We start from the raw sequence: 26745 nt of genomic DNA, 5'->3' as shown, positions 1-26745 counted from the left end.
AAGCTCCGGCATCAAATTATTTAACCGGCTTTTAGCGGCTTGCTCATTTCCGCCCAGTCAATCTCACCATCATCAACCAGGTTCTCGTATTCCAGAACACCCAAAGCCTCAAACTTGGGGCGAACCTTGTCAGTAAGCAAACCAATGCGGCGTAAATTAGGAACGACCCGGGAGAACAGGTGATTGCGGAATTTCGCCGTACCGGATGATTCCAGGAAGATCTGCCGGGCTTCCTCAACATCCCAGCCATAGTATTCAAACACATCGGTAGGCACTAAACGTTCGCGGCTGACCACACACGCCTGGTAGGCGAATTCAGCGCGTTCTTCACGCTCTTCATCGCTGAGGGATTTCACAAACTCTTCGAGATAATGAATTCCAAACGCCACATGACGGGCTTCATCGCGAATCACGTAACCCAGAATTTCTTTTAACAAGCCATCTTCAGCCGCCAGTTCATGCATGGTATTGAACGCCGAAAGCGCCAGTCCCTCAATCACAATTTGCATACCGATAAACTTAAGATCCCAGCGCGGATCGGTAAGAATTTTATCCAGAATACTCTTCAGTGAGGTATTCACCGGATACATCATTCCAAATTTTTTCTGAATGAACTTATTGAACACTTCAACATGGCGGGCTTCGTCGAAGGTTTGGGAGCCGGCATAAAGCTTGGCAGCGTAGGTGGGAGCACAGGAAATCAGTTGCGAAGCAACCAAAAGCGCGCCCTGCTCACCATGCAAAAACTGGGAGAGCGTCCAGGCATCACTGTGGTCATAAAATTCCAGTTTTTGCTTTTCGCTCAGCGCCTCGAAAGGCCCCCAGCCGGCAAAACCGTTTTGAATAGCTCTCAATTCATCGTCCATGGTGCCCAGAGGCTTATTCCAATCGATGTCGGTTTCAGCGTTCCAATTGAGTTTTTTACCCAGCTCATAAAGCTGGCGAATGCGATTTTCCTGAATTCGGTAGTCCCAGTTATAGGCACCTGTGAGCGGCGTTTTGAAAATTTCGGCAATATCATCAACGGCTTCCGGCGTCAGATCGATATCGTCACTGGCACCGGCCAGATCCTGGGCAGCTTCGTAAAATTTCACTTCTCTCGGGGTATCATCTATAAATTCAACCGCCATCACAGGCTCCTTTTACTCATTTATTATCGTCTTTTATTAGTCTCGTACCGAAGTGCTTGCTTCTCAAGGTGATCTTATGCCATATTTTTGGTCATAAGAGGCCAACAGAAAATCAATAAGGACCAGGGCCATATGGCAAACCCACGATTTCCCGCCAGTTACGTTGCGATATTGAGTGAAATGCTCAAAGACTACGGCCACCCCACCGAACCCATGCTGGCAACTGTCGGATTAAGCAACGAATATTTAGATCAACCCGATGCAAGCATCACTGATCAGCAATTGCGTCACCTTCTGGAAACCGCTGCGAAAATCAGCGGTGATTCCGCACTGGGTTTACACTTTGGTCAACGCTTGACGCTCACCTCACATGGCGTAGTGGGTTATGCCTTGATGAGTTGCAATAATCTTTTTTCAGCCCTCGACTTGTTGATGAAGTACTATCGTCTGCTGATGAACTCTGCCATGCTGACCATCGAGCAAGGGACCGACCACATTCTTTTGGAACACAAAAATTTGGGGCAGGACTTAATGAACCCCAATTTTGATGAAGAGATATTTTCCGCCGGGATTGTCACGGCCGTAAGGCAGCTACTGCATCGTGAAAAGCTGCCCATGGAACTTTATTTTGTCTACCCCGAGCCGGAGCATGTTGAGGAATACCATAAGACTTTCGATTGCCCCATCCACTTTGAACATCACCGCAATGTCATAAAGCTGGAAAACAACCTGCTTCAGGAAAAGCCTGAATTCGCCAACCCCTCCATGCTGAAAATCTATCAGCAACAGTGCGACAAACTGCTTGCCCGCCTGGACGACAAGGCTGATTTAAGCAGCAGTGTCCGTCGAATGCTGATTTCTGAAAACAGTGGCTTTCCCAAGTTGGAAGCCATGGCTGAAAAGTTTCACATGAGCCCTCGTACCTTCCGGCGCCGGCTTCAGGACGAAGGCAACTCCTTCCAGAAAATTTCCGATGAAGTCAAACGCCAACTGGCTGAGGACTATCTGCGTAATGCCAACTTCTCCATCGAAACCATAGCCAGCCTGGTCGGTTTCAATGATATTTCTAACTTCCGCCGTGCTTTTATTCGATGGACAGGAGAGTCTCCCGCGAGCTTTCAAAAGCGACAGAGGCCCTAATACGCAAACGTGTACCTCAGGGCTCGATTTTGGCATTGCGGGGTCGATAAACGTTCGCAATATTGCCAAGCAGCATACACAGGCCACCCACAATCAATGCCAAGGTGAATGGTTCCTGATAGAAAATCACGCCAACAGCACCAATCAGGGGAAGGCGCAAGAAATCCAAAGTCACCACCAAGGTCACATCGGCCAACTTAAGGGCCTGATTTAAACAGTAATGGGCGCTCAATGCCGCCAGACTGATCAACACAATGATCCACATATTCCGGCCATCAACCGCTGCCCAATCAGACCAGGCCAACAATAACCCCATAGGCATCTGCAAAAGACACATATAAAAAAGTATGGTTAGCGGAGTTTCGGTAGACGTTAACGCTTTGGTGCTGATAAAAGCCACCGCAAAACCCACAGCGGCAGCGAGTACAATAAGAGAAGCCGGATTAAAAATTTCCGAACCCGGCTGAACGATAATAAACACGCCCAACAAACCCGCCAATATGGCAACTATACGCTGGACGCTTAAACGCTCTTTTAGAAATACAGCCGCGAGAATCGCCGTCCAGAAAGGTGCAGTAAATTCCAGCGCAAACACTTCAGCAAGTGGCAACAAAGCGATCCCCAGAAACCAGCCATATTGTGCGCCAAAATGAAAGATACTGCGCAGGCCATGCATGGGAAGTCGCTCTGTTTTCAATTGTTTCAGCTGACCACGATAGCAAATAATGGCAAACAGTAAGCCAGCCCCAATCAGGCTTCTGAAGAACAGGGTTTGAAAAACACCAACTTGTCCACTGAGTTCACGAGCACCAATAGCGAGCAAACAAAATGAAATCAGTGACGCAAACATCCACAACAAAACCCTCATTGAGCACGGTGCTCGAAAGACAGCAGCAATAGGGCTTCAGCATTTTTTAATGGACAGATGCTTCCCATAGCCGATGACAAACTCAAAGCTCCCTCCAGACTTAAAAGTGTACTCAACGACAATTCCCTAGCGACCTCTTCCTTCAACCCTTGTTCTCGCAATACTGTAAATATTGCGCCCTGGATATTCTCGTAGCAACTGTTAATCGCTTCTCGGAGTTCAATATCTTCGGGTTTGGCCTCATGGCTTAAGGTAGCGAACAGGGAACCGCAGCCCCAGTCGTTCTCTATCAACCATACTTCCATCTCGGCAATAAGCTGAGCAATCAATTCAGAATAAGATTGCTTCTGGAGCAAGGCATTCTGCAAATACTGCACAATCTGCTCCGATAAAGACTCAGCACAGGCGATAGCCAGGTCCGTTTTTCCTCCACGAAAATGGTGATAGAGAGAACCTTTAGGTAGCTCGGCCACACTCAAAATTTCATTCAGTCCCGTGGCGTAATACCCCTGCCGCTGAAACAAATCTATCGCCACGGCAATCAGTGTTTCCCTGTTGCCCAGCGTGAATGGTTTTGAAGATCGGTTCATAGATGTTGGACGAAAGCGCGCCTTAACTGATATCAGGACTGAACAATGGCAATCGAGGCCAGGGCATTTGCCACCAGACGTTCGGTTCCATCTTCAGCCAGGCAGTATACCTTAGCTTCAACGGATGCGTTGCGACGCGTTTTTTTAATAAGCTGCGCCCGAACAAGCAACGTAGGCGCCAAGGCTGGAGCCAATAACTGAATCGTGTAGGAAGAGGTCACCACATCACCCGCAAGAGTCGCTGCGGCCCAGGAGCACGCTGTGTCCGCCAACGCGCCGACAACACCACCGTGAACAAAGCCATGATGCTGTAGCATATCGTCACTCACTGTCTGGCGAATCTCAATCTGTCCCTGACCTGCCGCCAGTAACTCGAAATTTAACCAGGCGTTAAACCCCTTAGCCATCGCAAATTCTCTTAGTAACTTCTCTGTTTCAGGTTCCGCATAGGGATAGCTGCCCATAGTATTTACTCCTTTTTGAATCATTTTGACCCTGTAGACCGATTAGTCTACAAGACTAGACCAATCGGTCTACGGTCGCAATATGGGAGATATGACAGAACAACAGGCAATATTTACCCATTGAGCGATGAGCCCTCAATTTCGTTTATTGGGTATACGCACGCCTTTGCACATCAAAACCAATAACATGAGAGCAATGATGAAACCTCTAAAAATTCTACCTTTGATCATTCCAAGCCTGGCGATTGGTTTCGCCTCAGGCAGTTTTGCCAAGGACCCCAAAGCCGCACACACGATAGAGAACAATCAGGTGTTCGCCCCCTGGACAGGCCCCTACCAAGGGGTTCCAGCCTTCGACAAGGTGAAACTGTCTGAGCTGAAACCTGCTCTGGAGCAGGGTATGGCCAAGAACATGGCAGAAATCGAAGCCATCGCCAACAACCCGGAAGCGCCAACCTTTGCCAATACTCTGGAAGCGTATGAGGCCGCGGGCAAAGACTTGGACCGAGTGTTTACCTACTGGACGATTTGGAGCTCAAACATGTCGAGCCCGGAGTTTCGAGAAATCCGCTCTGAAATGAGCCCCAAGATCTCAGCCTTCTACAGCAAGATTACCCAGAATAAAAAGCTCTTTGCTCGCATCAAAGCGGTTTATGAAAGTGATGCGATGAAAAATCTACGTCCGGACCAACAACGTCTGCTGGAAAAAACCTATCTGGGTTTCAAGCGCAGTGGTGCGGAACTGACAGGAGAGAAGGCGAAACGCTACAGTGAAATCAATCAACGTTTGTCTCAACTGCAAAATCAGTTTTCCAATAATGTTCTGGCAGACGAGGAAGGCTATGTCACTTTTTTCAGCAAGGACCAAAGTGCCGGTTTACCAGAATCTTACTTGAGCGCGGCGGCAAGCTCAGCAAAAGCCAAGGGCAAAGAAGGCCAGTACGCCGTGAGCAATACCCGCTCTTCCATGTCTCCCTTCCTGACCTACGCAGACAATCGTGAACTGCGTAAACAGGTGTGGACAAACTACTACAGTCGCGGTGATAACGGCGGCGAGCATGATAACAATGCCATCATCGCAGAAATTCTGAAACTGCGTCATGAGCGTGTTGGCTTGTTAGGTTATAAAGATTATGCCAGCTGGCAGCTGGAATCTCGCATGGCCGGAAAACCGGAAAACGCCATGAAGTTAATGGAAGCGGTTTGGCCTGCCGCGATTGCTCGAGTGGATGAAGAAATCGCTGACATGCTGGAAATTGCCAAAGCCGATGGCGTAAAGAACATCGAGCCTTGGGATTATCGCTACTATGCGGAAAAAGTTCGTAAAGCCAAATACGACCTAAACTCCGATGAAGTCAAACAGTATCTGCAACTGGGCAAATTGCGCGACGCGATGTTTTATGTTGCAGATCGTCTGTTTAATTTCAAGTTTACAGCGGTGGCGGAAGGCACCGTTCCTGTATTCCACCCAGACGTAAAGGTTTGGGAAGTCACTGATAAAACAACAGGTAAACACATTGGCTTATGGTATTTAGATCCCTTTGCTCGCAAAGGTAAACGCTCGGGCGCCTGGGCGGTCAGCTATCGCAGCCATACCGATTTCCAGGGCAAAACCAATGTGCTTTCATCCAACAACTCGAATTTTGTAAAAGGTGAGCCCGGTCAACCCGTATTGATTTCCTGGGATGACGCCGAAACTTATTTCCATGAATTTGGCCATGCCTTGCATGCCTTATCTTCGAATGTCGCATACCCATCTCAAAACCGTGGCGTGCGCGATTACACCGAGTTTCAGTCTCAACTTTTGGAACACTGGCTGAGTACCGACGAGGTGATTGATAAATATCTCCGTCATTACAAAACCGGAGAACCTATGCCCGCCGAGCTGATTGCCAAAATCAAGAAAGCGGCATCGTTTAATGAAGGTTTTGGTACAACCGAGTACCTTGCCTCCGCACTTATTGATATGAAGCTGCACAGTGTCGACCCAAGCAATATCGATCCGGATAAGTTTGAACGTGAAACGCTTGCAAAGATGAATATGCCGAGTGCTATCGTTATGCGCCACCGCACACCGCACTTCAGCCATATCTTCAGCAGCGAAGGTTATGCCGCCAGTTATTATGGTTATCTCTGGGCGGAAGTTCTTACGGCCGACGCTGCCGAAGCTTTCGCAAATGCCCCGGGTGGTTTCTACGACAAGGCGATGGCGAAAAAACTGGTGGATCATTTGTTCAGCGTACGGGATGCCGTACCACCAGCAGAAGCCTATGTGAAGTTCCGTGGCCGTGAAGCGAATATTGAAGCATTAATGCGCCTTCGGAACTTTCCAATCCCTAAAAACAACTAACGTTTGATCTCACCGCCGATGGTGGAACGCCTTGAGCGTCCACCATCGGAGCGTCGCCTCCACCCCCCTGAATAATCAGCCCCATTTTATCTTTCAAACCCAATCAATATCGTAGTTTGGGATACGTTTCAAAGCGATCCTGACTGATAGTATTCCGCTTGCCTTACAGAATCTATTAGATAAAGAGGTTCTGAAAAATATTTCTCTAGCCCACACAATGGCTTTGCTTATCAAGCATGCCTGCCACTTCAGGAGCATTCCATGTTCAGATCTGTTCTTTTTTCAGGATTTTTAACCATCATTCTAAGCTTGAGCTCCCACTCAAGCTTTGCCGACAACATCAGTAAAGACGAAGCCAAGCAAACGTTTTGGACTCTCATGGAAAACATCCAGAACGAAGATCCAAGCTATTTTGACTTCTTCAAGGCCGATGCAAAAATCACCTACAATATGCCAGCATCATACGAAATGCCGTCCGGGAATATTTCGGTCAGCGAACTCCAAGAAGTGATTCAGGGTTTTTGGCAATATTCGGAAAATCACAGTTTTGATACCCGCAATCCAAAAATCTCTGTCGACGGAAAAAACGCCGAGGTTAAAGCCATCGTATACGAGCGTTACACGATGGAAGGCTATACCTTCAGCAACAAATCGACGTAAAGTTTCACGCTTCAAAAAGTAAAAGGAAAAGTGAAAGTTGCTAAACTCGTGAACACCATCGAAGATATCAGCGACAGCGAATATCAGGAAGCCCTGGCAACGAACAAGAAGGAAAACCGGAAGTAAACTCGTAGAAACTGAGGATTCCCCACCTTAGTACTGAGCCACTCTTTCCCAATGAAAATCTTCTGTTGCAATCAGTAGAGCTTCGGCTGAAAGCGAAGCTCTACAACGGCCCTCGCCTCAATTTAATTGTTATACGTCAATATTATCCTAGGAGTATAAAGTAAAACTCTTAACACCACCTGCTTGTCGAAAAAACTTGTCATAGCAATAAAGATTTTTAGGTTGCCGCCTATGTAAGCGGAAAGAATGGACTGGCTATTCGCACTATATCATCCCTAGCTCTCAATTTAGCCATCGAGCATTGCCTCTAACCCAAAAATCTGTCAACAATAGCACCCCCCATCATTCGGTGGGCAACCAAACTCAATGGATTTATTTTTTCAAGGAAACACTTATGATTAGAAACTTAAGTATTTCTGAAACAGTGCAAGTAGCGGGAGGTTGCCTTTCAGCGCACTGCGAACACGACAGGAAAAACCCTTTTGGTAGACCCGGTTTCGGCTCTCGCCAAATGCCACGCAACAGCCAACTAAGTTTTGGTGGCGAAGGTTCTTCCGGAAGTTCGAGTAACAACAGTGAAAAGAAAGAAACCAAAACAAGCCGAAGATCGGGGCACACATGTGATGAAGAAGGGTTCTACAAAGCAGTAGCAGAGGATGCAATCATAGGAGCAGCTGGCGGCCTCGCCTTCGGATTGACAGTCTCAATCGCAACCGTGGGCGCAGGAAGTCCAAGCATTGCTGTAACAACAGCCTCCGGTGCCGCTATGGGAGCCGTTCATGGTGCTGCAAGCCACTTAGTTGGATGCTCTTCTTGGTAATAAAAGTGAACAAAGAAAAGAAAAACAAAATATGGGCATTTGCAGGCCCTATACTCTTCTCTGTTATTTACGCGCTTATATACTACCTATACAAGGGCAAAGTATTAACCGCCTTTGAACTGTTATTTCTAGCGGTTGGGTACGCTCTTTTCAGCTCCTGTTTTGCATACCTCAGTAGTAAGCTAAAGTAGCGAAAACACTAAATTTTCGGGGAATGGGGAGCACCTTGTTCCCCGAGAGAATTGATTATATTTGAGCCTTAGATCGAGGACTAATCCTCTTTCCCTTCCAATAAATGCCCAAGCTTACCTTTCTTGGTTTCAAGATACTTGGCATTGTGAGGATTGCGGCCAGTTTCGTGGGCAATACGCTCTACGACGTTGACCCCTAAATCGTTCAGCGCCTTAACTTTACGGGGGTTGTTGGTCATCAACTTCAGGGCGTGAATGTTCAGGTGTTCCAACATTTCTCGCAGAATCGAGTAGTCACGCATGTCGGCGCCGAAGCCCAAGGCTTCGTTAGCTTCTACAGTATCAGCACCCTTATCCTGCAAATTATAAGCTTTGATTTTGTTGAGCAAGCCGATACCCCGGCCTTCCTGGCGCAGATAAAAAATCACACCACGGCCCTCCTGGGCAATTCGATGCATGGCGGCTTGCAGTTGGGCGCCACAATCGCAGCGCAAACTGAACAGAGCATCACCAGTCAGACACTCGGAATGGATACGAGACAGAACCGGTTCTTCGCCCTCCAGATTGCCCATACTCAACACAACGTGTTCTTTATCATTGGCTGTGTCTTCAAAACCGTGCATGCTGAAAATACCCCACGGGGTCGGCAATTTTGAAGATTCAATATAGCGGATAGTCACAACAAGTCCTCATTTCTTTGGGCGTTGGCGCCCACTTGCAGCTACACCAAATAAAAGGCGGCCAGCTGCAGTATCAGCCAGGCATAAACACCGGCCAATACGTCATCGATCATTATGCCAAAGCCACCACTGACCTTTTTATCCAGCCACCCAATGGGCCAAGGCTTGGCAATATCAAATATTCGAAACAATACAAAGCCGGCCAATAACCAGGGCCAGCCTTGGGGCACAGCCAACATGGTCAGCCAGAGCCCGATAAATTCATCCCAGACAATGCCGCCATGGTCGTGCACTCCCATAACCTTGGAGGCGTGCTCGCAGAGGTAAATACCCACTGCAAATCCGATCAGCAATACCAGCGCATACACATATAACGGACTCGCCTGCAGCCAGAACACAAACGGCAAAGCGGCAATCGTACCGAAGGTACCCGGCGCCTTTGGCGACAAACCGGAACCAAAACCAAATGCGAGCAGCAAGCGAGGATCTTTAATCAGATCAGTCAGAGTAAGTTGTGCAGTTGCCATTAGAAATGCTGATAACCTGTTGAGTCCAGTTCGGCTGGCTCTCCTCGAAACAAGGCTTTCACACCGTTATGCAGGGAGCTGCTACTGCCTACCAAGCTAACGGGCATACCAAGTTTTGCCGCCGCATCTTCAAATTGTGCCTGTGCGGTTTGTGGAACAAACATACACAGCTCGTAATCATCACCACCACTGGCCGCCAGTTGCACGGCTTCTTTTTCATCGAAACTTCGAATCAGAGATGGCGACAGAGGTAAACGATCCAAATCCACCGTTGCACCAATTTCACTGCGTTCACAGATATGTCCCAGATCCGCGAGCAAGCCGTCGGAAATGTCAATCGCGGCGGTCACTAGAGGCGCCAGGATCTGGGCTTCGTGAACCCTTGGCGTTGGACGATAAAAACGATCCGTAAAATAGATCGCTGCTTCCTCATCGGTTTGCAGTTCACCCTGAAAACGCCTTACCGCTGCAGCCGCATCACCCAATGTGCCACTGACGTAAATCAGCTCACCTGCTGAGGCCTTATCGCGACGCAATGCCAATTTGGGTTCCACTTCTCCATGGACCTGAACGCTGATGCTCAGTGGCCCCTTGGTGGTATCACCGCCTACCAGATGAATATCGTATTCACGAGCAACGCGCAGCAAACCTTGAGAGAAACCGGCTAACCACCCTTTGTTCATCTCCGGTAAGGTTAAAGCCAGAGTAAACCAACGCGGCTTGGCACCGCAGGCGGCGAGGTCACTTAAGTTAACTCTCAGCGCACGTTCCCCAATCAATGCCGGGTCAGCCTGAGCGGGAAAATGTACATCGGCAACCAAGGTATCCAACGAAACCGCTAACAGGCGATCTACGGATGGGTACAGCAATGCACAATCATCGCCAATACCGAGTTCGACCCCATCAGCTACGGGTGACGTTAATCCGCCACTTTGGAAGTAGCGTTTAATCAGATCAAACTCGTTCATGGCTATTTGCGCTTGCTCGCCGCTTTCACTTCAATAGCACGTTCCTGTTCAGCCATTTTATCGAGCACCGCATTGATAAACTTATGGCTGTCGGTAGCACCAAACTTTTTGGCCAGTGACACCGCTTCATTAATGACCACTTTATACGGCACATCAATTCGGTGTTTCAATTCAAAGCAAGCCATCATCAACAGTGCATTGGTAATGGGGTCCAATTCTTCCAGGCTGCGATCTTGCAGAAAAGGTTCGAAGCCCTCTCTCAACTCGCTGTATTGCTTGGGAACTCCGTGCAAAATTTCGCGAAAGTACTCAACATCGACATGGGTCATGTCGTTGTCGGCGTGAAATTCCGCTTCGATTACGTTTAAGCTTGCACCGGCCATTTGCCATTGATACAGAGCTTGCATTGCATAATGCCTCGCCTTTCGACGAGTTGCTGGGCTTACAGACATCGTATTACCTATTTACACTAAAGAGCGCGCGACCAGCTGGCAGCCGCGCTTGTTCACATTACAAATTGTTCAGCAGAGAAACCATTTCCAGAGCGGTGCTGGCCGCTTCTTCACCTTTGTTACCAGCTTTGGTGCCTGAGCGCTCGATGGCTTGCTCGATGGAATCCACAGTCAGCACACCAAAGGTAACGACGGTGTCGCTGGCCAGGCCAACCTGAGCCAGACCTTTGGTACATTCGCCAGCAACATAATCAAAGTGTGGCGTACCACCGCGGATCACAGCACCCAGAGCGATGATCGCATCGAACTCACCTTTTGCGGCCAGACGCTGGGCAACCAATGGAAATTCAAAAGCACCCGGAGCGTACACAATGGTGATTTGATCTTCGCTGATGCCGTGGCGGCGCAGAGTATCCAGCGCACCTTCTTTCAGGCTCTCAACTACAAAGCTGTTCCAACGGCTTACAATTAAGGCGTATTTACCCTGGCAATTGGTAAATTGGCCTTCAATGGTTTTAATACTCATAAATAATTCCTTCGTCGCTAATTCGATGTGCAAACATTTTGCACGTCATTCGCTTTACTGAATTCGTTTCTGCTATTCGCAGTTTAAATATTCTTCCACTTCCAACTGGAAACCGGACAGAGCACTGAATTTGAACGGTGCACTCATCAGGCGCATTTTATGCACCCCCAGATCCTGAAGAATCTGTGAGCCTGTACCAACGCTTTTATAGACCATATCCTGGCTTGGGCGTTGCTGCTTACCGGAAATCATCCAGTCGATACTCTCTTCGATATCGTCAGTGGTTTCGTTGTGGCACAACAGAATCACCACACCACTGCCTTCTTCGCTGATCTTTTGCAAGGCGCGCTGGAAGCTCCAGGGCTTATAGGTTTTATCGCTCTCACGCAAAATACCCAGAACATCGCGAGCGGTATCACTGTTGTGAACCCGAACCAGTACGGAATCCTGGTTTTGGATATCCCCTTTCACCAGGGCAAAGTGTTTTTCCTGACGAGGCTTATCGAGGTAAGTACGCAAACTGAAGTCACCGAACTCGGTACTGACATTGCGCTCGTTTACGCATTCAACGGTTTTTTCATTGAGCGTGCGATATTGAATCATATCGGCAATGGTGCCGATTTTGAGATTATGAATCTGAGCAAACTTTTCCAGGTCAGCGCGACGAGCCATCGTGCCGTCTTCATTCATGATTTCTACAATCGCTGCGGCAGGCTCGAAACCCGCCAGGCGAGCCAAATCGCAACCCGCTTCAGTATGACCCGCACGACTCAATACACCACCGGCTTCGGCTTTCAGAGGAAAAATGTGACCGGGTTGAACAATATCTTTGGGCTGAGCATCACGGGCAACCGCCGCGCGAACCGTACGAGCACGATCCGCCGCTGAAATACCGGTACTGACACCTTCTGCCGCCTCAATCGAAACAGTAAAATTGGTGGAATGAGCGGCGCGGTTATCACTCACCATCAAAGGCAAATCCAATTGACGGCAGCGCTCTTCGGTCAGGGTCAGACAAATCAAACCGCGAGCGTGGGTGGCCATAAAGTTGATGTCGTCAGGGCGAACCTGTTCGGCGGCAATGATCAGATCGCCTTCATTCTCACGATCTTCATCATCCATCAGGATAACCATTTTACCCTGGCGAATGTCGTCAATCAGTTCTTCTACGGTGTTGAGTTGCATAATTCACTCTCTAATCTTTGGGAGGCCGGTATTATTTGCGACCGGCGAAGCCATGCTCTTGTAAAAATGCCATCGACAGATCCGAGCTGCCATCAGCATGTGCGGCCTGCTCTCCCTGCAGTAAACGCTCTAAATAACGAGCAATCACATCCACTTCCAGATTGATCTTACTGCCGCTGCGATACTGCCCCATCACGGTTTTCTCCAGAGTATGAGGCACAATGTTCAATTCAAATTCCGCGCCCTGCACTGCATTAACGGTCAAGCTGGTACCGTCGACCGTAATGGAGCCTTTGTGGGCGATGTACTTCGCCAGGTTGTCCGGCGCGCGCAGACGAAAACGTTCCGAGCGCGCATCCCTGTGGCGACTGATGACTTCACCCACGCCATCGACATGCCCACTGACAATGTGGCCACCCAATCGGGTTTGCGGGGTCAGGGCTTTTTCAAGGTTCACCGCCTGCCCTACCTGCCAACTCGCCACGGTGGTGTTATCGATGGTTTCCACCGAAACATCGGCCCAATAGCCATCACCGGGCAATTCGATCACGGTGAGGCATACGCCATTGGTGGCGATGGAATCACCGAGTGCAACATCACTCAAATCCAGGCCGTTGCTCTTAACCCGCAGGCGAATATCGCCACCTCGGGGTTCTGCGGCGACAATTTCGCCAACTGCTTCAATAATGCCGGTAAACATATCAATCCACTATTCAAATGCCTATGGCCGATGCGCTCTCATTGTCGACCTAAGACGCCAATGTTGTTTCCGCATATAAACAGCCCCTAGGACTCTATATCGGGGCGCGCCGTGATTTTCCAATCCTGACCAATCGGTTCAATGCTATCTATCATCAGGGGCAAATGAGCCGCCATGGTATCCAGGGGAAGCTCAAAAATCGGCCGCGCTTTGCTGCCCAATAATTTGGGTGCCATGTAGATGATCAATTCATCCAACAAGCCACGACGTAAAAAACTGCCCGCCAAAGAGGCGCCTGTTTCCACCAGTACTTCATTGCACTCGCGCTTGCCCAACTCACTGACCAGCCAGTGCAAATCGATTCGATCCTGCCAGGCTTTAGCCTGGATAACTTCCAGCTCCGGGCAAACCGCTTTCAAGGCTTTGGCTTTCTCGCTTTGCGGGTCATCCAGAGTACAGATCAATACCTTGCCCGGTTTGCTTAGCAACTGGGATTTGGGGTCCATACGCAACGCCGAATCCAGAATCACTCGTATGGGCTGTCGCTCGGTCGCCAGATCACAAAGATCCTTGGACAAACCCAGATCATCCCGACGAACATTCATTGCCGGATTGTCCTGAAGAATAGATTCGATGCCGCTGATCACCGCGCAACTTCCTGCGCGCAAACGCTGCACATCGCTGCGAGCCGCTGCCGAAGTGATCCATTTGCTTTCGCCATTCGCCATCGCCGTACGGGCATCCAGGCTCATGGCCAGCTTAAGGCGAACCAGGGGCCGGCGATGCAACATGCGGGAAATAAACCCCGGATTCAGAGCGCGGCACTCGTCTTCCAATACCGGGCCGTGCACCTCAACGCCCTGGGATCTTAAATACTCCAGACCTCTCGCGCTCACCTGGGGGTTCGGATCTTCCATGCCATACACAACACGACGAACACCCGCCTCGGCCAAAGCCTCACAGCAGGGACCGGTTTTACCATGATGACTGCAGGGTTCCAGGGTGACATAGGCCGTTGCGCCTTTAATCTCGGCGCCAACATTTACAGCCGCCGCAATGGCTTCAACCTCCGCATGGCCCTGACCTGGGCGCTGATGCCAACCCTCAGCCAATACCTGCCCGTTTTTCACCAGAACACAGCCCACACGCGGATTGGGCATGGTGCTGTACCAACCTTTTTTGGCCAGCTCTATGGCTCGCGCCATCCAGTGCTCATCATTGAGCACCGGCGGCGAATCATGTAATTCGTTCGTTTGCACAGCGCACCTTTACTCTTTGTGTTCGGGGCTGCTTTCCAGTCGCTCAATTTCCTTGCGAAACTCGTTTAGATCCTGAAAGCGGCGATACACCGAGGCGAAGCGGATATAAGCCACCTCATCCAGCTTTTGCAGCTCTTCCATTACCTTCTCACCCACTCTCATTGCGGGCACTTCTCGTTCCCCGGTCGCTTGCAGATAGTGCTTAATCTGGGTAACCGCCGATTCAATTTGCTCCATGCTCACCGGACGTTTTTCCAAGGCACGCAGGATGCCCGAGCGCATTTTCTCTTCATTAAACGGCTCACGACTGCCATCCTGCTTGATAATTCTCGGCAACAGCAGCTCAGCAACTTCGTAAGTGGTAAAACGCTCACGACAACTCTGGCACTCACGACGGCGGCGCACTTGATCACCATCGGCGACCAAGCGGGAGTCGATGACTTTGGTGTCCTCTTCGCTGCAAAACGGGCAATGCATGTGCAATCCTTATCTGGCATAGGCTATATCGGCGGGCGGCATAATAGCACACTAGCCTTTACGCATCTTCCCCAGCTGGATCCAGGGTAAGGGCATACTTATTACGATACAGAGCAATGCCCACCACAAACCATATCGGCTCAGGAAATAGGCCGCCACAAACACCAGCAGAGTCAGCAGCCCCCCCTGCCATAAATAGCGCTTATAGCCTGTGGGCAGGCTGCCCTGGCGGATCAGCTCCAGTAGCAACGGCAAGCCCAAGTGTAGTGGCAAATAGGTGATAAAGCCTACCAACCAGATAAGCTGCGTACTATTCATATCGCAACCTCAGTAGTCGCATTGTGCATATCTTGTCGAGCACCATGCTCCACAGACAAAAACGCCCAGCCGACGGTGCCGGCTGGGCGTTTACATCCATACAGAAAGGCTTAGCCGTAAACCGGGAAGTCCTTACAAATGGCCAGAACTTTGTCCTTAACCTCGGCAATCACCTGCTCGGAGTTGCCTTTTTCCAGAGATTCCAGCACGTCACACATCCAATGCGTCAGCTGAACGGTCTCTTGCTCACCAAAACCGCGAGTGGTGATAGCAGGAGTACCGACACGCAGACCGGAGGTGATAAATGGGGAACGCGGATCATTCGGCACCGAGTTTTTGTTCACAGTAATGTTAGCATTACCCAGCGCTTCATCAGCGTCTTTACCGGTGTACTCTTTACCGATCAGATCAACCAGCATCAAGTGGTTTTCAGTACCACCGGAAACAATTTTGATACCGCGCTCAATAAAGGTCTCAGCCATCGCCTTGGCATTCTTAACCACTTGCTGCTGGTAAGCCTTGTACTCATCACTCATGGCTTCTTTAAAGCTCACCGCTTTTGCGGCAATCACGTGCATCAATGGACCACCCTGGCCACCGGGGAATACGGCTGAATTCAGCTTCTTCTCGATCTCTTCGTTGGCGCGCGCCAAGATGATGCCGCCACGAGGGCCACGTAAGGTCTTATGGGTGGTAGAGGTAGTGACATCGGCAATTCCAACCGGATTAGGGTACACACCCGCTGCGACCAGGCCTGCTACGTGAGCCATGTCTACAAATAAGTAAGCGCCCACTTTGTCGGCGATATCGCGAAAACGCTGCCAATCCATAATCTGAGAGTATGCAGAGAAACCAGCAACAATCATCTTTGGTTTGTGCTCAACAGCCAAACGCTCGACTTCTTCGTAATCCACTTCGCCGGTTTCAGCGTTCAGGCCATACTGAACCGCATTGTAGGTTTTACCGGAAAAGTTCACCTTGGCGCCGTGGGTCAAGTGACCACCATGGGCCAGGCTCATACCCAGAACAGTGTCACCCGGGGCACACAGTGCCTGATAGACAGCGGCATTGGCCTGGGAACCAGAATGCGGCTGAACGTTGGCATAGTCAGCACCAAACAGCTCTTTAGCGCGCTCAATGGCCAAAGCTTCAGCTTTATCGACGTATTCACAACCACCGTAGTAACGCTTGCCCGGGTAACCTTCGGCGTACTTGTTGGTCAATTTGGTACCCTGGGCTGCCATCACCATAGGGCTGGTGTAGTTTTCAGAAGCGATTAACTCAATATGCTCTTCCTGACGAGTTTCCTCAGCTTGGATCGAAGCCCACAGCTCGGGATCATAGGAGGCAATGGTTTGGTCTTTATCAAACATGGCAAGCCCTTATATGGTGAGGGTTAAAGAGAAATTAAGGCGCGGATTGTACACCAATCCGCGGCCAGTGAAAGCCTTTGCCCAGCATTCACAGGCGCAGCCCGCAAATTAGGCCAGCCCCCTCTTACCGCTCGAAGAGGCGGCTTTATGAGCTGCACATCATAGACAGCCTTGCCCACAGGCGGCACACTGCCTGGAAACCGAGGTGAAAACGACAATATGAAGATTTATCCATTTATCATGGCGAGCATGCTCCTTACTTTGCTCGCTGCCCCCAGCCAAGCCACGAACGCCGCAGCGGAAGGCAAAGAGCATACGATCTATCTGGTTCGTCATGCCGAAAAACAGAAGGGCAAAAACCCGGCACTGACCGCCGAAGGACAATGCCGGGCTCAATTTTACGCCCAGTATTTTTCACGGATACCACTGGATCGGCTGTTTGCCAGCCATTATCGCCGCAATCAGGAAACCGCAGCGCCCGTAAAAGAAAAGCGTGGCCTCGACGCCCTACCCTTCGATCCAAGCCAACAAGTGGAATTTGCCCAAGAGCTGGCCACTTTGCATGGCGACACATTGGTGGTCGCCCACAATCATCTACCCGAGATTATCCGAGCCCTCGGAGGAGACTATCAAGGTGATATCGATCACGAGGAATATCGCTATATCTTCAGTCTGGAACTTAAAGGCGGCAAACTGGTGAAGCAACGCTTGTTTATCGGCCCCTACTTCTCCAAAGATTGCCAAGCCAACATTTAGGCGTAAAAAAGCCCCTCATTAAGGGGCTCATTCGAGTGACGGTCTACTGTTCATTTCGAATCATAAAACCAGCGCCCTCAAGCGACGCTGCTCGGATTGCTCATAATTCGCCAGTAGCGAATCAATCATTTGGTTTTTGACCTCGTCACTGGAATCCAGCTGACGAATTCTTACCACCTCACCACGAAAACTGTCTACGGTCGATTGCCAACTCTCCCGCGCAACATCCATCGACTCCAATCGAGTGGCAGCTTCAACACCAAGATCCCGGGCCCGAACCGCAAAAATTGCCTCTGCGCTCGCTCCTTCATTTCGCATTTGCTCAACTTCCTTTCGCAAACCATCACGCTTCAAGGTTTTTCGCATTTCCTGGCCGACATAACCTAGCTGGTTTGCACTCCACTCCTTAAGTTTCTTCAGTCGCTCTTCATCGCTTAAGCTTTTATCCTGGCGAATATTGGCCAGAGCCAATTGAGATCTTGTGTAATTTTCTTCTCTGGCGAAATACAACATCGCGATATCTTCACCCAGTATATCCCGACGAAGCTGATACAAATCGTCAAAGCTACTCGCACTGAATGTCGGCATTGGGCCAGCAGATTCATTGTAGAGTTCATCTGCCGCTTTTAAATAACTGACGTAATTCCCGAAGGCTTGTAAAACCTGCTCAGCACCGAACTCTGGATTGCTGGTGTGGTTCGCGGCAATCAGCGCATAGTCGTAGAGCCAGCGCTCAATCGCTTCCAATGACCACTCACCCTGCAAGCTCAAGAGTTGATCGAATAGGCTGCGATTGGCGTACTCATGAATCAGGCTCGCTTGATCATCAAATCTAAGCTGCCCATCAACGTCTGCACCCTGCATCGATTGTGGTAGAGGGTTTTCCGCCAAATACAGCGCCAACTCACGCAGCCCTTGAGCTGGAAACTCTCTTCCGGATCGGATACTGGGCTTCTTTATATCGTAAAGTTTATCGTCAGCGTGTTTTGCTGAATCAGACATTTCGTGATGGTTTTGACTGGCAAACTGATGTTCAGTGGATGTTGATGAATTCTGTTGATAAAAAAAGTAAGTAGCGGCCATTACAACAAAAGAGAGCAGCAGCCATTGCCATTTACGCATAATGAACACCTCATATGACTCGCGCACAGCCCTTTTCAGAACTGTGCGCGATCCAGCGGTTTTATAAACCTGAATTTTTCAGGCGATTTGCATGGCTACGAATAACAGAAAGCGGGTTGGCAGAACCCCAACCGCGCAGACCGAACAAATGGTTAACCTGATCCACATGGTTCCACTTGTAATTGTCTTTGATCACTAAACCAAGATGACTGGCGCAGCGACCAGCCAAACCATCGCTGGCTTCGTTATCCAGCTTTGCAGTGATAGACAGAACATAGTCACTGGCATCAAACAGATTAGTGAATGGCTTGGTACCCGACCAAGAATAGTATGGAATACCGTTCACCACATGATCACGAGATCCACAAGGGCTTGTTGGTACAGCCTGTGGGTGCAGGGCGACAAACTCAGCCGCGCCGGTATAAGACAAAACATGACCCGTCGCAACGGCATTTTGAGGATCAGAATCGCCACTCAGTGATTCAATCAAAGAACCAATGATATTCAAACCGTTGTACAGAATAGTCGACAACAGAGGATCATCACCAAAGGAATTCAACAAAAACTCCGCCGTGCCGGAACCTGTCGTTGGAGAACCAATCGCGGTCACCGAGGCCACCAATTCGGGCTTAACTGACGCCGCATAACGAACATCAAAACCACCTTGGGAATGGCCAATCAAATTAAATTTGTCGTGACCGTAGCTGGCTTTCAACTCTTCGAGAAAGCTGACCAGCTGCTCACCGCGTGTTGTGCTGCCATTGACGGAAGACAAATTGGCGGTGTATACCGTGGCGCCATTACGCGACAGATTATTGGAAACGCCATACCAATAATCGACACCCAATGCGCTGTCAAACCCCAGAAACCCGTGAACAAGTACAATTGGGTTTTCGGTTTTGGCATAACTGCGTGCGTGACTTGGTGCTGAGAGCGAAGCGATTAGGGTAAATACAGCAAGGAATTTTGCCATATTCTTCATCGTTGCAAGTTGTAGTAATTTCATATCCTTTTCCATTTTTATTATCTAGGTGCATCCATCACTAATGAATCCAGTCACAGACATTACGCCCAGTGTGACAACCGCAGAGCAATAGCAATGAATTATTTTTATTAAAATTAATGCCAATATTAGGAATGAACTGCAGACCGACTCCTTCGGTCAGCATCCCGAATTACTTCAGGCGGTGCCATTATCTTGCAGAGACTGTAATACTTCAAGCTGCACACAATGCTGAGCTTTTGCTTTGTGAAACCGACACAAAACTAATCTTAAAGTATGAATCAGACGACAGGAAAAATGGGGGAATTATATTTTTAGAGGTGAACTACAGGCCAAAAAACCGCTTGATCTGCCTTTTATTTTTTCAGTTTTTTTAAATTATCGATTAGAAGAACAGCCACTTACAACGAAAAAGCCCCACGAAAGTGGGGCTTGAAATGCGGCTTTTAACACCCGCTTAAAGACTGAGAACCTTTTCGCCCCGGGCAATACCGGAAACACCCGATCTCACCACCTCCAGAATTTGTGCATCGTTAACCGCTTGCACAAAGGCATCCAGTTTATCGGAGGCTCCGACAATTTGAATGGTGTACACCGTGCTCGTCACATCCACGATTTGGCCACGGAAAATATCCACACAGCGTTTCACTTCCTCTCGAAGAGCACCGGTTGCTTTAACTTTCACCAGCATCAACTCACGCTCAATGTGGGCACCTTCCGTCAAATCCACCAGCTTCACAACATCAATGAGTTTATTGAGGTTCTTGGTGATCTGCTCAATGTTGTGCTCACTGCCAATAGTGGTCAAGGTAAGGCGAGACAAACTGGAATCATCGGTGGGCGCCACATTGAGAGTTTCAATGTTATAACCTCGCTGGGAGAACAAACCCACAACACGAGACAATGCACCCGGAGCATTTTCCATCAACAGGGAAATGATTCGTTTAGATTGCTTCTCTGACATTTTAGGTGCGCTCCGTTTTACTCAACCACATATCGCGCATGGCACCGTTCGGGGCTACCTGCATTGGATATACGTGTTCGGATTGATCCACATAAATGTCCATGAAGACCACACGGTCCTTCATCGCGAAACATTCTTCCAGTTTTTCTTTCAGCTCACTACGCTCGGTCACGGTAATACCAACATGACCATACGCTTCCATTAGCTTTTTAAAATCAGGCAAGGATTCTTCGTACAAGCTTTCTGAGTAGCGGCCATCGTAGTGCAAATCCTGCCACTGACGGACCATACCCAGAGCCTGATTATTCAAGCAAATAATTTTGATCGGCAAGTGATACTGGGTACAGGTCGACAACTCCTGAATACACATTTGAATCGAACCTTCACCGGTCACACAAACCACCTGCTGCTCACGCTCGGCGAACTGTGCTCCCATCGCCGCTGGCAAACCAAAACCCATGGTTCCCAGGCCACCGGAGTTCACCCACTGACGCGGACGATTAAAGTGATAGTACTGGGCAGTAAACATCTGGTGCTGCCCCACATCGGAAGTAATGATGGCGTCGCCACCGGTCACTTCATGCAAAGCCTGGATGACTTCCTGAGGCTTGATTTGTCCACTCTGTTCAAAACGATTCTTGGTGTACAAACCATGACGGTTGCGCCAATCTTCAATTTGTTGCCACCAGTCATTCAAAGCCTGCTCATCAGGCGTATCTTTCGTTTGTGCCAGCAGCTCCAGCATTTCGTTCAACACGCTCTGTACCGAACCCACAATAGGAATATCAGCCGGAATGGTTTTGGAAATTGAAGCCGGGTCAATATCGATGTGAATGATTTTGGCACCCGGACAGAACTTGGATGGCGTATTCGTCACACGATCATCAAAGCGCGCACCAACGGCCAAAATCACATCAGCGTGATGCATAGCGGTGTTCGCTTCGAAAGTGCCGTGCATACCCAGCATACCCAGGCACTGCTTGTCGGTACCCGGGAAAGCCCCCAAACCCATCAGGGTGTTGGTCACTGGATAATTCAGTTTGTGCGCCAGCTCGGTCAGCTGCTTCGAGGCATCACCGAGCACTACTCCACCGCCGGAATAAATCACCGGGCGGCGAGCTTCAAGCAACAACTGAACCGCTTTTTTGATTTGACCGCTGTGACCTTTTTCCGCAGGAAAGTAAGAACGGATTTTCACTTTTTTAGGGTATTCGTACGGGAAGGTTTCCGCCGGGCTGGTCACGTCTTTAGGAACGTCGATCACCACAGGGCCAGGGCGACCCGTTTCCGCAATATAAAAAGCCTTTTTAACGATCTCTGGAATCTCAGCGGCATCCTTAACGAGGAAGCTGTGCTTAACAATCGGGCGCGACACACCGACCATATCGGTTTCCTGAAAGGCGTCCTCACCAATCTTGTCACTCGGAACCTGGCCGGAAATCACCACCATTGGAATGGAATCCATATAAGCAGTCGCAATACCGGTAATGGCATTGGTCGCACCCGGGCCGGAGGTCACCAGAACCACACCGGCACGGCCAGTGACACGAGCGTAGCCGTCAGCTGCGTGAGTCGCAGCCTGCTCGTGGCGTACCAGAATGTGCTTGACCGCCTTATTGCGGAAAATCGCATCGTATATATGTAGGGCTGAACCACCAGGGTAGCCGAATACGTACTCAACCCCCTGATCTTGTAAGGAGCGTACCAGCATATCGCCGCCGGATAGCATTTCCACTTGAATTCTCCTTAAGAATTATCAAAACACAACAAGCCCGGTTCTACACAAAGTAGCCAGACTAAAAATTTGTCAATCGCCCTTTTATGTCCGCCACAGGTTAGTGGCCGGATCCAGGGAGGATGTATCGGTTGATACACCCCCGCGGTGAGGATGGTTTTGCAAACGGTTGGCTTGCTCGGGTAGTCACTCTGAACTCCGGGGTATTGGAGCTTCTAATTGCTGAGGTTACAGCCAGGATCTACACCCATCTTGCGTAAGCTTAATTCTGTACAAGTCTAGGCTAATGTCAAGATCTTCCATGGTCTAAGGGCTCTTTGCAGAGCAATTCTCAAAAAATTAGTGCTTTTTACAGGAAGCCCCGGGCCGCTTATCATAGAATAACGATGTTCAGCGGTATATTTAGCCAAGAGATAGCTTAGGCTTTTATAATAGCCGCAGAGAAGGAAGGGGACATAGAACCATGCCATTTAAAGCCAAACTCATATCCACAAGCTGTATTGCCTTGTGCTGCCTCGCCACCGGCCTGATCAGCAGCGATACCCTGGCCGCCAAGAAATTTTACAAATGGGTGGATAAAGACGGCGTTACTCACTACAGCGAACGACCGCCCCGTGGCCAGAAAGCCCAAGTGGTGACCACCTACGCTGGCCGTGGAACACCTGCACCCGCTGCTGCCCCCAAAGCCGAGGACAAAAAAGATCAGGATAAGGGCGAGAGCACTGAAGCGGGCGGCGAGAAAAGCGCTGCCAATACCGGCCCGACCAAGAACCCGCAAATTTGCCAGTCAGCACGCCGTAATCTGGAAATTCTGGAACGCAGCAACCGGGTAAGACTGCAAGATGAAAATGGCGAGCTGAAAACCCTCAGTAATGAAGAAAAAGAAAAGCAACGCCAAACCGCTCAAAAAGCCGTTGAGCAACACTGCGAATAACTCTTCCCAAAGAACAGCATAAGGTTCTTCCAGACATAAAAAAGCCGAACGTTTTGTTCGGCTTTTTTATTACTTGACCACCTTCAAGCTCGGTCGCTTCGGACTGCTGTCAGGCTTGCTGGGCTTTGGCGGGGGTTCCGGGCTCGGATCCATTTCAGGCTCAAACACCAGACCCTGACCATTTTCACGCGCATAGATACGCAAGACCGCACTGTAAGGCACGTAAATATCGGTGGGCACTCCACCGAATCGAGCACCAAAGCTCAGGGCTTCGTTATCCATCGCCAGACCGCTTACCGCCGTGGGCGAGATATTCAGCACCACCAAACCGTCTTCGTTGACGTACTGCTGGGGTACTTCGGTACCTTCGGTGTATGCGCTGACCAGCACATGAGGAGTGCACTCGTTATCGACGATCCACTCGTATAATGCACGCACCATATAAGGGCGACTGCTGCTCATGCTCATAGACAGGGCCTTAGGCGCGCATTTCACGCTCAAGTTCAGACAAGCTTTCCTGGAAAGCTTCACGCTCAAACAAACGCCCCATGTAATCATGCAAAGGCTGGGTTTGCTTGCTGACAGGCAACTTGATGTCCATCAGGTCCATGCGCCACAAGATTGGTGCCAGACAGCAATCTACCAAAGTGAATTCTTCGCTCATAAAGAATGGCATTTCCGAGAAAATCGGAGCAATTGCCAACAGACTGTCTTTCAGATCCTTGCGCGCCTTTGCAGCCGCTTCCTTACTCTTGCCGGACAGGATGATATCAACCATCGGGCTCCAGTCTTTTTCGATGCGGTGCATCCACAAACGGCTCTGGGCTCGGGCTACCGGATAAACAGGCAACAGAGGAGGATGAGGGAAGCGCTCGTCGAGATACTCCATCATCACTTTGGATTCGTACAGGGACAGATCGCGATCAACCAGAGTGGGCAGATCGTTATACGGGTTTAAGTCCGCCAGCTCTTCAGGCTTGTTATCCGGATCAACATCAATGATATCAACCGATACACCTTTTTCGGCCAAAACAATACGGACTCGGTGGCTATAGTGATCCCTAGCATCCGAAAAATATGTCATGGAGGAGCGTTTTGCGCCTACGCCAACTGCCATTATTCCACCTCTATCTTCAAACTGTAAAAAAAACGAACGGGCGGCCCTCCTGAAGAGAGCCGCCCGAGAGCTGTTAAAATCCGTGTTGGATTCTAGTGAATGTCGCGCCAGTACTCGCGGTTCAGCAAGTACACAAATACGAACAACACCAGAATAAACAGCAATACATATACACCAATGCGCTCACGATCCAATGCCGCAGGCTCAGCAACGTATTCCAGGAAGTTAACCAAGTCGTATACCGCTTGCTCGTATTCTTCCGGACTCATGCTGCCTTTCACGGCGCCCACTTTCAGGCTACCGCAAGGATCTTCCATTACCGGGTCACCGGTAATTGGATCACGCTTCACCTTACCGTGATCGTAAACCGGACCCGGGGCACATTCTTGCAAGCCCTGCAATTCCAGCATTACGTGTGGCATCGCCACTTTGTCGAAGGTGCGGTTGTTAACACCGGTTGGGCGACTGTCATCTTTGTAGAACGTCAGCATGTAGGTGTACAACCATTGTGGGTTGCGTGCGCGAGCCACCAGCGTCAAATCTGGAGGAGCCGCACCAAACCACTTTTTGGATTTCGCGGGGTCCATGGAATTGGTCATCAAAGAACCAACAGCGGAACCGTCAAAAATCATCTGCTCACGCATCAGCTCAGGGTCAATACCCAAATCTTCAGCGACACGGCCGTAACGGGAGAATCGTGCTTCGTGACAACCCATGCAGTAGTTGACGAACCACTTGGCTCCGGCCTGCAGAGATTCTTTATTGTGCAGATCAGGAGTCATCTCGTAACAGTCAATGGCACCACAGGATTTCTCACCACCCGCACCCACAGCTTTAATCGGCACAACCGTCAGCACAACAAACAACAGGAAGCCGCCCCATACCAGGGTCGCCGGCAAACCTTTCATCTGAACACGCTCAGGTTCAGGCTTCACACCGTCTTTCGCGGTTAACCAAGGCGTCAAACCAACCAAAGCCGCCACCGCAGTACCAAACAAGCCAATGAACAGACCGGTTTTCTCGAAACCACTCCAGGACACATTCAGCAAGGCCAGAGCAAGACCGATACTCACGCCGATGTTGATCAACCCCGTTTGACTCTTAGTCGGGTTGGTGAACATTGGCATCTGAATGAAGTAGGCAAAGTAGTAGATGGTTGCCAACTGGGCCAAAGCCGTACGGCTATCGGTAGGTGATTTCACACCCAAGTAACCCAGAATCACAAACATAGCCGCAAATACCAGCAACGATACGCGGGGCATAAAGCCTTTGTAGCGCATGGATTTAACTGGCGACTTGTCCAGCCAAGGCAGAACAAACAGAATCGCAATCGCCGCACCCATGGCAACCAGACCCAGGAACTTGGAACTCAATGGCCCAATATCAAAGGTCACCGCACGCAGGATTGCGTAGAACGGCGTGAAGTACCAAACCGGAGCAATATGTGGAGGTGTCTTCAGATTGTTCGCTTCCTCGAAGTTCGCATACTCCAGGAAGAAACCGCCCATCTCGGGCATAAAGAAGATCACGAAACAGAACACGAACAGGAATACAGAAATACCAATCAGGTCGTGAACCGTGTAGAAAGGATGGAAAGGCACACCGTCTTTAGGAACACCGTTCTCGTCCTTGTTTTTCTTGATCTCAACGCCATCCGGGTTGTTTGAACCCACTTCGTGCAGGGCCAGCAAGTGCAGAACCACCAGCAACAACAGAACGATTGGCAACGCGATCACGTGCAGAGAGAAGAAACGTGTCAGAGTTGCACCGGAAATCAGGTAGTCACCACGAACCCACTGAACCAGGTCCTCACCCACAACCGGAATCGCGCCTGCCAGAGATACAATTACCTGGGCACCCCAGTAAGACATCTGACCCCATGGCAGTACGTAACCCATGAAGGCTTCGGCCATCAGAATCAGGTAGATCGCCATACCGAAGATCCACACCAACTCGCGAGGCGCCTTGTAGGAACCGTACAGCAAACCACGGAACATATGCAGATAAACCACCACGAAAAAGGCCGAAGCTCCTGTGGAATGCATATAGCGAATCAGCCAGCCGTAGTCGACATCACGCATGATGTATTCAACAGAGGCGAAAGCGCCATCAGCGCTTGGCTCAAAGAACATAACCAGCCAAATGCCGGTCAACAACTGATTAACCAGAACCAACAGTGACAAAACACCGAAGAAGTACCAGAAGTTAAAGTTTTTCGGGGCATAGTATTTGCCCATGTGGGTATCCCAGGCACGCTGCACAGGCAGGCGAGCGTCGACCCAGTTCCACAAATTAACGAGCATATTCATC

General features: G+C 49.8%; 28 protein-coding genes. 6 read left to right on the top strand and 22 right to left on the bottom strand.

The window, feature by feature from the left end; translation table 11 throughout:
* Nucleotides 1-20: 20 nt before the first annotated feature.
* On the bottom strand, nt 21-1130 hold the full coding sequence (locus G8768_RS05555) for a ferritin-like domain-containing protein (RefSeq protein ID WP_166850113.1): 1110 nt from the start codon (nt 1128-1130) through the stop codon (nt 21-23).
* A gap of 132 nt (nt 1131-1262) precedes the next feature.
* Between G8768_RS05555 and G8768_RS05550 the strand changes: the two genes are divergently transcribed.
* Entirely contained in the window at nt 1263-2270 is a 1008-nt protein-coding gene (locus G8768_RS05550) for an AraC family transcriptional regulator (protein ID WP_166850116.1), read from the top strand.
* Between the two features lie 16 nt (nt 2271-2286).
* Here the strand turns inward: G8768_RS05550 and G8768_RS05545 are convergent, their stop codons facing one another.
* From G8768_RS05545 to G8768_RS05535, 3 genes are read right to left on the bottom strand one after another with little or no spacing between them, the layout of a single operon-like run.
* A complete protein-coding gene (locus tag G8768_RS05545) occupies nt 2287-3120 on the bottom strand; it encodes a DMT family transporter (protein WP_208020074.1) in 834 nt (277 codons plus the stop codon).
* 14 nt (nt 3121-3134) lie between these two features.
* Nucleotides 3135-3728 (bottom strand): TetR/AcrR family transcriptional regulator, encoded by a 594-nt coding sequence (locus tag G8768_RS05540; RefSeq protein ID WP_166850122.1) that lies wholly within the window; start codon nt 3726-3728, stop codon nt 3135-3137.
* Between the two features lie 32 nt (nt 3729-3760).
* Nucleotides 3761-4192 (bottom strand): PaaI family thioesterase, encoded by a 432-nt coding sequence (locus tag G8768_RS05535; RefSeq protein ID WP_166850125.1) that lies wholly within the window; start codon nt 4190-4192, stop codon nt 3761-3763.
* A gap of 196 nt (nt 4193-4388) precedes the next feature.
* On the opposite strand from G8768_RS05535, the gene G8768_RS05530 reads away from it, so the two are divergent.
* The 3 genes from G8768_RS05530 (at nt 4389) to G8768_RS05520 (ending at nt 8148) form a co-directional block, all read left to right on the top strand.
* On the top strand, nt 4389-6542 hold the full coding sequence (locus G8768_RS05530; RefSeq protein ID WP_243749359.1) for a M3 family metallopeptidase: 2154 nt from the start codon (nt 4389-4391) through the stop codon (nt 6540-6542).
* 261 nt (nt 6543-6803) lie between these two features.
* The gene (locus tag G8768_RS05525; RefSeq protein ID WP_166850131.1) at nt 6804-7202 is read left to right on the top strand and encodes a hypothetical protein; all 399 of its coding nucleotides are present in this window, start codon (nt 6804-6806) and stop codon (nt 7200-7202) included.
* 520 nt (nt 7203-7722) lie between these two features.
* Nucleotides 7723-8148 carry a hypothetical protein gene (locus G8768_RS05520; RefSeq protein WP_166850134.1) on the top strand — a complete coding sequence of 142 codons (426 nt, stop codon included), beginning with the start codon at nt 7723-7725 and terminating at the stop codon, nt 8146-8148.
* Nucleotides 8149-8419: 271 nt separating this feature from the next.
* Here G8768_RS05520 and ribA read toward each other — a convergent pair whose 3' ends face one another.
* The 11 genes from ribA to glyA form a co-directional block, all read right to left on the bottom strand.
* On the bottom strand, nt 8420-9019 hold the full coding sequence (gene ribA / locus G8768_RS05515) for a GTP cyclohydrolase II (RefSeq protein ID WP_166850138.1): 600 nt from the start codon (nt 9017-9019) through the stop codon (nt 8420-8422).
* 41 nt (nt 9020-9060) lie between these two features.
* Nucleotides 9061-9546 (bottom strand): phosphatidylglycerophosphatase A family protein, encoded by a 486-nt coding sequence (locus G8768_RS05510; protein ID WP_166850141.1) that lies wholly within the window; start codon nt 9544-9546, stop codon nt 9061-9063.
* Entirely contained in the window at nt 9546-10514 is a 969-nt protein-coding gene (gene thiL / locus G8768_RS05505; protein ID WP_166850143.1) for a thiamine-phosphate kinase, read from the bottom strand. Before thiL ends, G8768_RS05510 begins: the two co-directional genes overlap by 1 nt.
* A gap of 2 nt (nt 10515-10516) precedes the next feature.
* Nucleotides 10517-10966, bottom strand: a complete 450-nt coding sequence (gene nusB / locus G8768_RS05500; RefSeq protein WP_166850145.1) for a transcription antitermination factor NusB — start codon at nt 10964-10966, stop codon at nt 10517-10519.
* Between the two features lie 58 nt (nt 10967-11024).
* Nucleotides 11025-11492 carry a 6,7-dimethyl-8-ribityllumazine synthase gene (gene ribH / locus G8768_RS05495; RefSeq protein WP_166850147.1) on the bottom strand — a complete coding sequence of 156 codons (468 nt, stop codon included), beginning with the start codon at nt 11490-11492 and terminating at the stop codon, nt 11025-11027.
* A 72-nt stretch (nt 11493-11564) separates the two neighbouring features.
* Nucleotides 11565-12677 carry a bifunctional 3,4-dihydroxy-2-butanone-4-phosphate synthase/GTP cyclohydrolase II gene (gene ribBA / locus G8768_RS05490; protein WP_166850149.1) on the bottom strand — a complete coding sequence of 371 codons (1113 nt, stop codon included), beginning with the start codon at nt 12675-12677 and terminating at the stop codon, nt 11565-11567.
* Between the two features lie 31 nt (nt 12678-12708).
* Nucleotides 12709-13377: a riboflavin synthase gene (locus G8768_RS05485; protein WP_166850152.1), complete on the bottom strand. Its 669-nt coding sequence runs from the start codon at nt 13375-13377 to the stop codon at nt 12709-12711.
* A gap of 86 nt (nt 13378-13463) precedes the next feature.
* A complete protein-coding gene (gene ribD / locus G8768_RS05480; protein WP_341800975.1) occupies nt 13464-14636 on the bottom strand; it encodes a bifunctional diaminohydroxyphosphoribosylaminopyrimidine deaminase/5-amino-6-(5-phosphoribosylamino)uracil reductase RibD in 1173 nt (390 codons plus the stop codon).
* 9 nt (nt 14637-14645) lie between these two features.
* Nucleotides 14646-15113, bottom strand: coding sequence for a transcriptional regulator NrdR (gene nrdR / locus G8768_RS05475; RefSeq protein WP_166850154.1), 468 nt, complete (start codon nt 15111-15113; stop codon nt 14646-14648).
* Between the two features lie 51 nt (nt 15114-15164).
* Entirely contained in the window at nt 15165-15431 is a 267-nt protein-coding gene (locus tag G8768_RS05470) for a DUF3099 domain-containing protein (protein ID WP_166850156.1), read from the bottom strand.
* Nucleotides 15432-15541: 110 nt separating this feature from the next.
* Nucleotides 15542-16804, bottom strand: a complete 1263-nt coding sequence (glyA, locus tag G8768_RS05465) for a serine hydroxymethyltransferase (protein ID WP_166850158.1) — start codon at nt 16802-16804, stop codon at nt 15542-15544.
* Nucleotides 16805-17023: 219 nt separating this feature from the next.
* Here glyA and G8768_RS05460 point away from each other — a divergent pair, with 219 nt between their 5' ends.
* Complete coding sequence (locus tag G8768_RS05460) at nt 17024-17560, top strand: histidine phosphatase family protein (RefSeq protein ID WP_166850160.1); 537 nt, start codon at nt 17024-17026, stop codon at nt 17558-17560.
* Between the two features lie 60 nt (nt 17561-17620).
* Here the strand turns inward: G8768_RS05460 and G8768_RS05455 are convergent, their stop codons facing one another.
* From G8768_RS05455 to G8768_RS05440, 4 genes are all read right to left on the bottom strand, one after another.
* On the bottom strand, nt 17621-18682 hold the full coding sequence (locus G8768_RS05455; RefSeq protein WP_166850162.1) for a lipase secretion chaperone: 1062 nt from the start codon (nt 18680-18682) through the stop codon (nt 17621-17623).
* A 61-nt stretch (nt 18683-18743) separates the two neighbouring features.
* The gene (locus G8768_RS05450; RefSeq protein ID WP_166850164.1) at nt 18744-19688 is read right to left on the bottom strand and encodes a lipase family alpha/beta hydrolase; all 945 of its coding nucleotides are present in this window, start codon (nt 19686-19688) and stop codon (nt 18744-18746) included.
* Between the two features lie 454 nt (nt 19689-20142).
* Nucleotides 20143-20649, bottom strand: coding sequence for an acetolactate synthase small subunit (ilvN, locus tag G8768_RS05445; protein WP_166850166.1), 507 nt, complete (start codon nt 20647-20649; stop codon nt 20143-20145).
* Nucleotide 20650: 1 nt separating this feature from the next.
* Nucleotides 20651-22384, bottom strand: a complete 1734-nt coding sequence (locus tag G8768_RS05440; protein ID WP_166850168.1) for an acetolactate synthase 3 large subunit — start codon at nt 22382-22384, stop codon at nt 20651-20653.
* 463 nt (nt 22385-22847) lie between these two features.
* Here G8768_RS05440 and G8768_RS05435 point away from each other — a divergent pair, with 463 nt between their 5' ends.
* Nucleotides 22848-23318, top strand: a complete 471-nt coding sequence (locus G8768_RS05435; protein ID WP_166850170.1) for a DUF4124 domain-containing protein — start codon at nt 22848-22850, stop codon at nt 23316-23318.
* Nucleotides 23319-23387: 69 nt separating this feature from the next.
* Here the strand turns inward: G8768_RS05435 and G8768_RS05430 are convergent, their stop codons facing one another.
* The 3 genes from G8768_RS05430 to G8768_RS05420 all read right to left on the bottom strand — a co-directional run bounded on the left by G8768_RS05430 (nt 23388) and on the right by G8768_RS05420 (nt 26744).
* Nucleotides 23388-23786, bottom strand: coding sequence for a ClpXP protease specificity-enhancing factor (locus G8768_RS05430; RefSeq protein WP_184679354.1), 399 nt, complete (start codon nt 23784-23786; stop codon nt 23388-23390).
* 10 nt (nt 23787-23796) lie between these two features.
* Complete coding sequence (locus tag G8768_RS05425; protein ID WP_166850172.1) at nt 23797-24435, bottom strand: glutathione S-transferase N-terminal domain-containing protein; 639 nt, start codon at nt 24433-24435, stop codon at nt 23797-23799.
* A 92-nt stretch (nt 24436-24527) separates the two neighbouring features.
* Entirely contained in the window at nt 24528-26744 is a 2217-nt protein-coding gene (locus tag G8768_RS05420; RefSeq protein ID WP_166850174.1) for a ubiquinol-cytochrome c reductase, read from the bottom strand.
* Nucleotide 26745: the final 1 nt, after the last annotated feature.

Origin of the sequence: Pseudoteredinibacter isoporae (assembly GCF_011602085.1) — a bacterium.
Taxonomy (GTDB): Bacteria; Pseudomonadota; Gammaproteobacteria; order Pseudomonadales; family Cellvibrionaceae; genus Pseudoteredinibacter; species Pseudoteredinibacter isoporae.
Note: the sequence above shows the minus strand (reverse complement) of the source record. Positions and strands in the feature narration are given on the sequence as shown.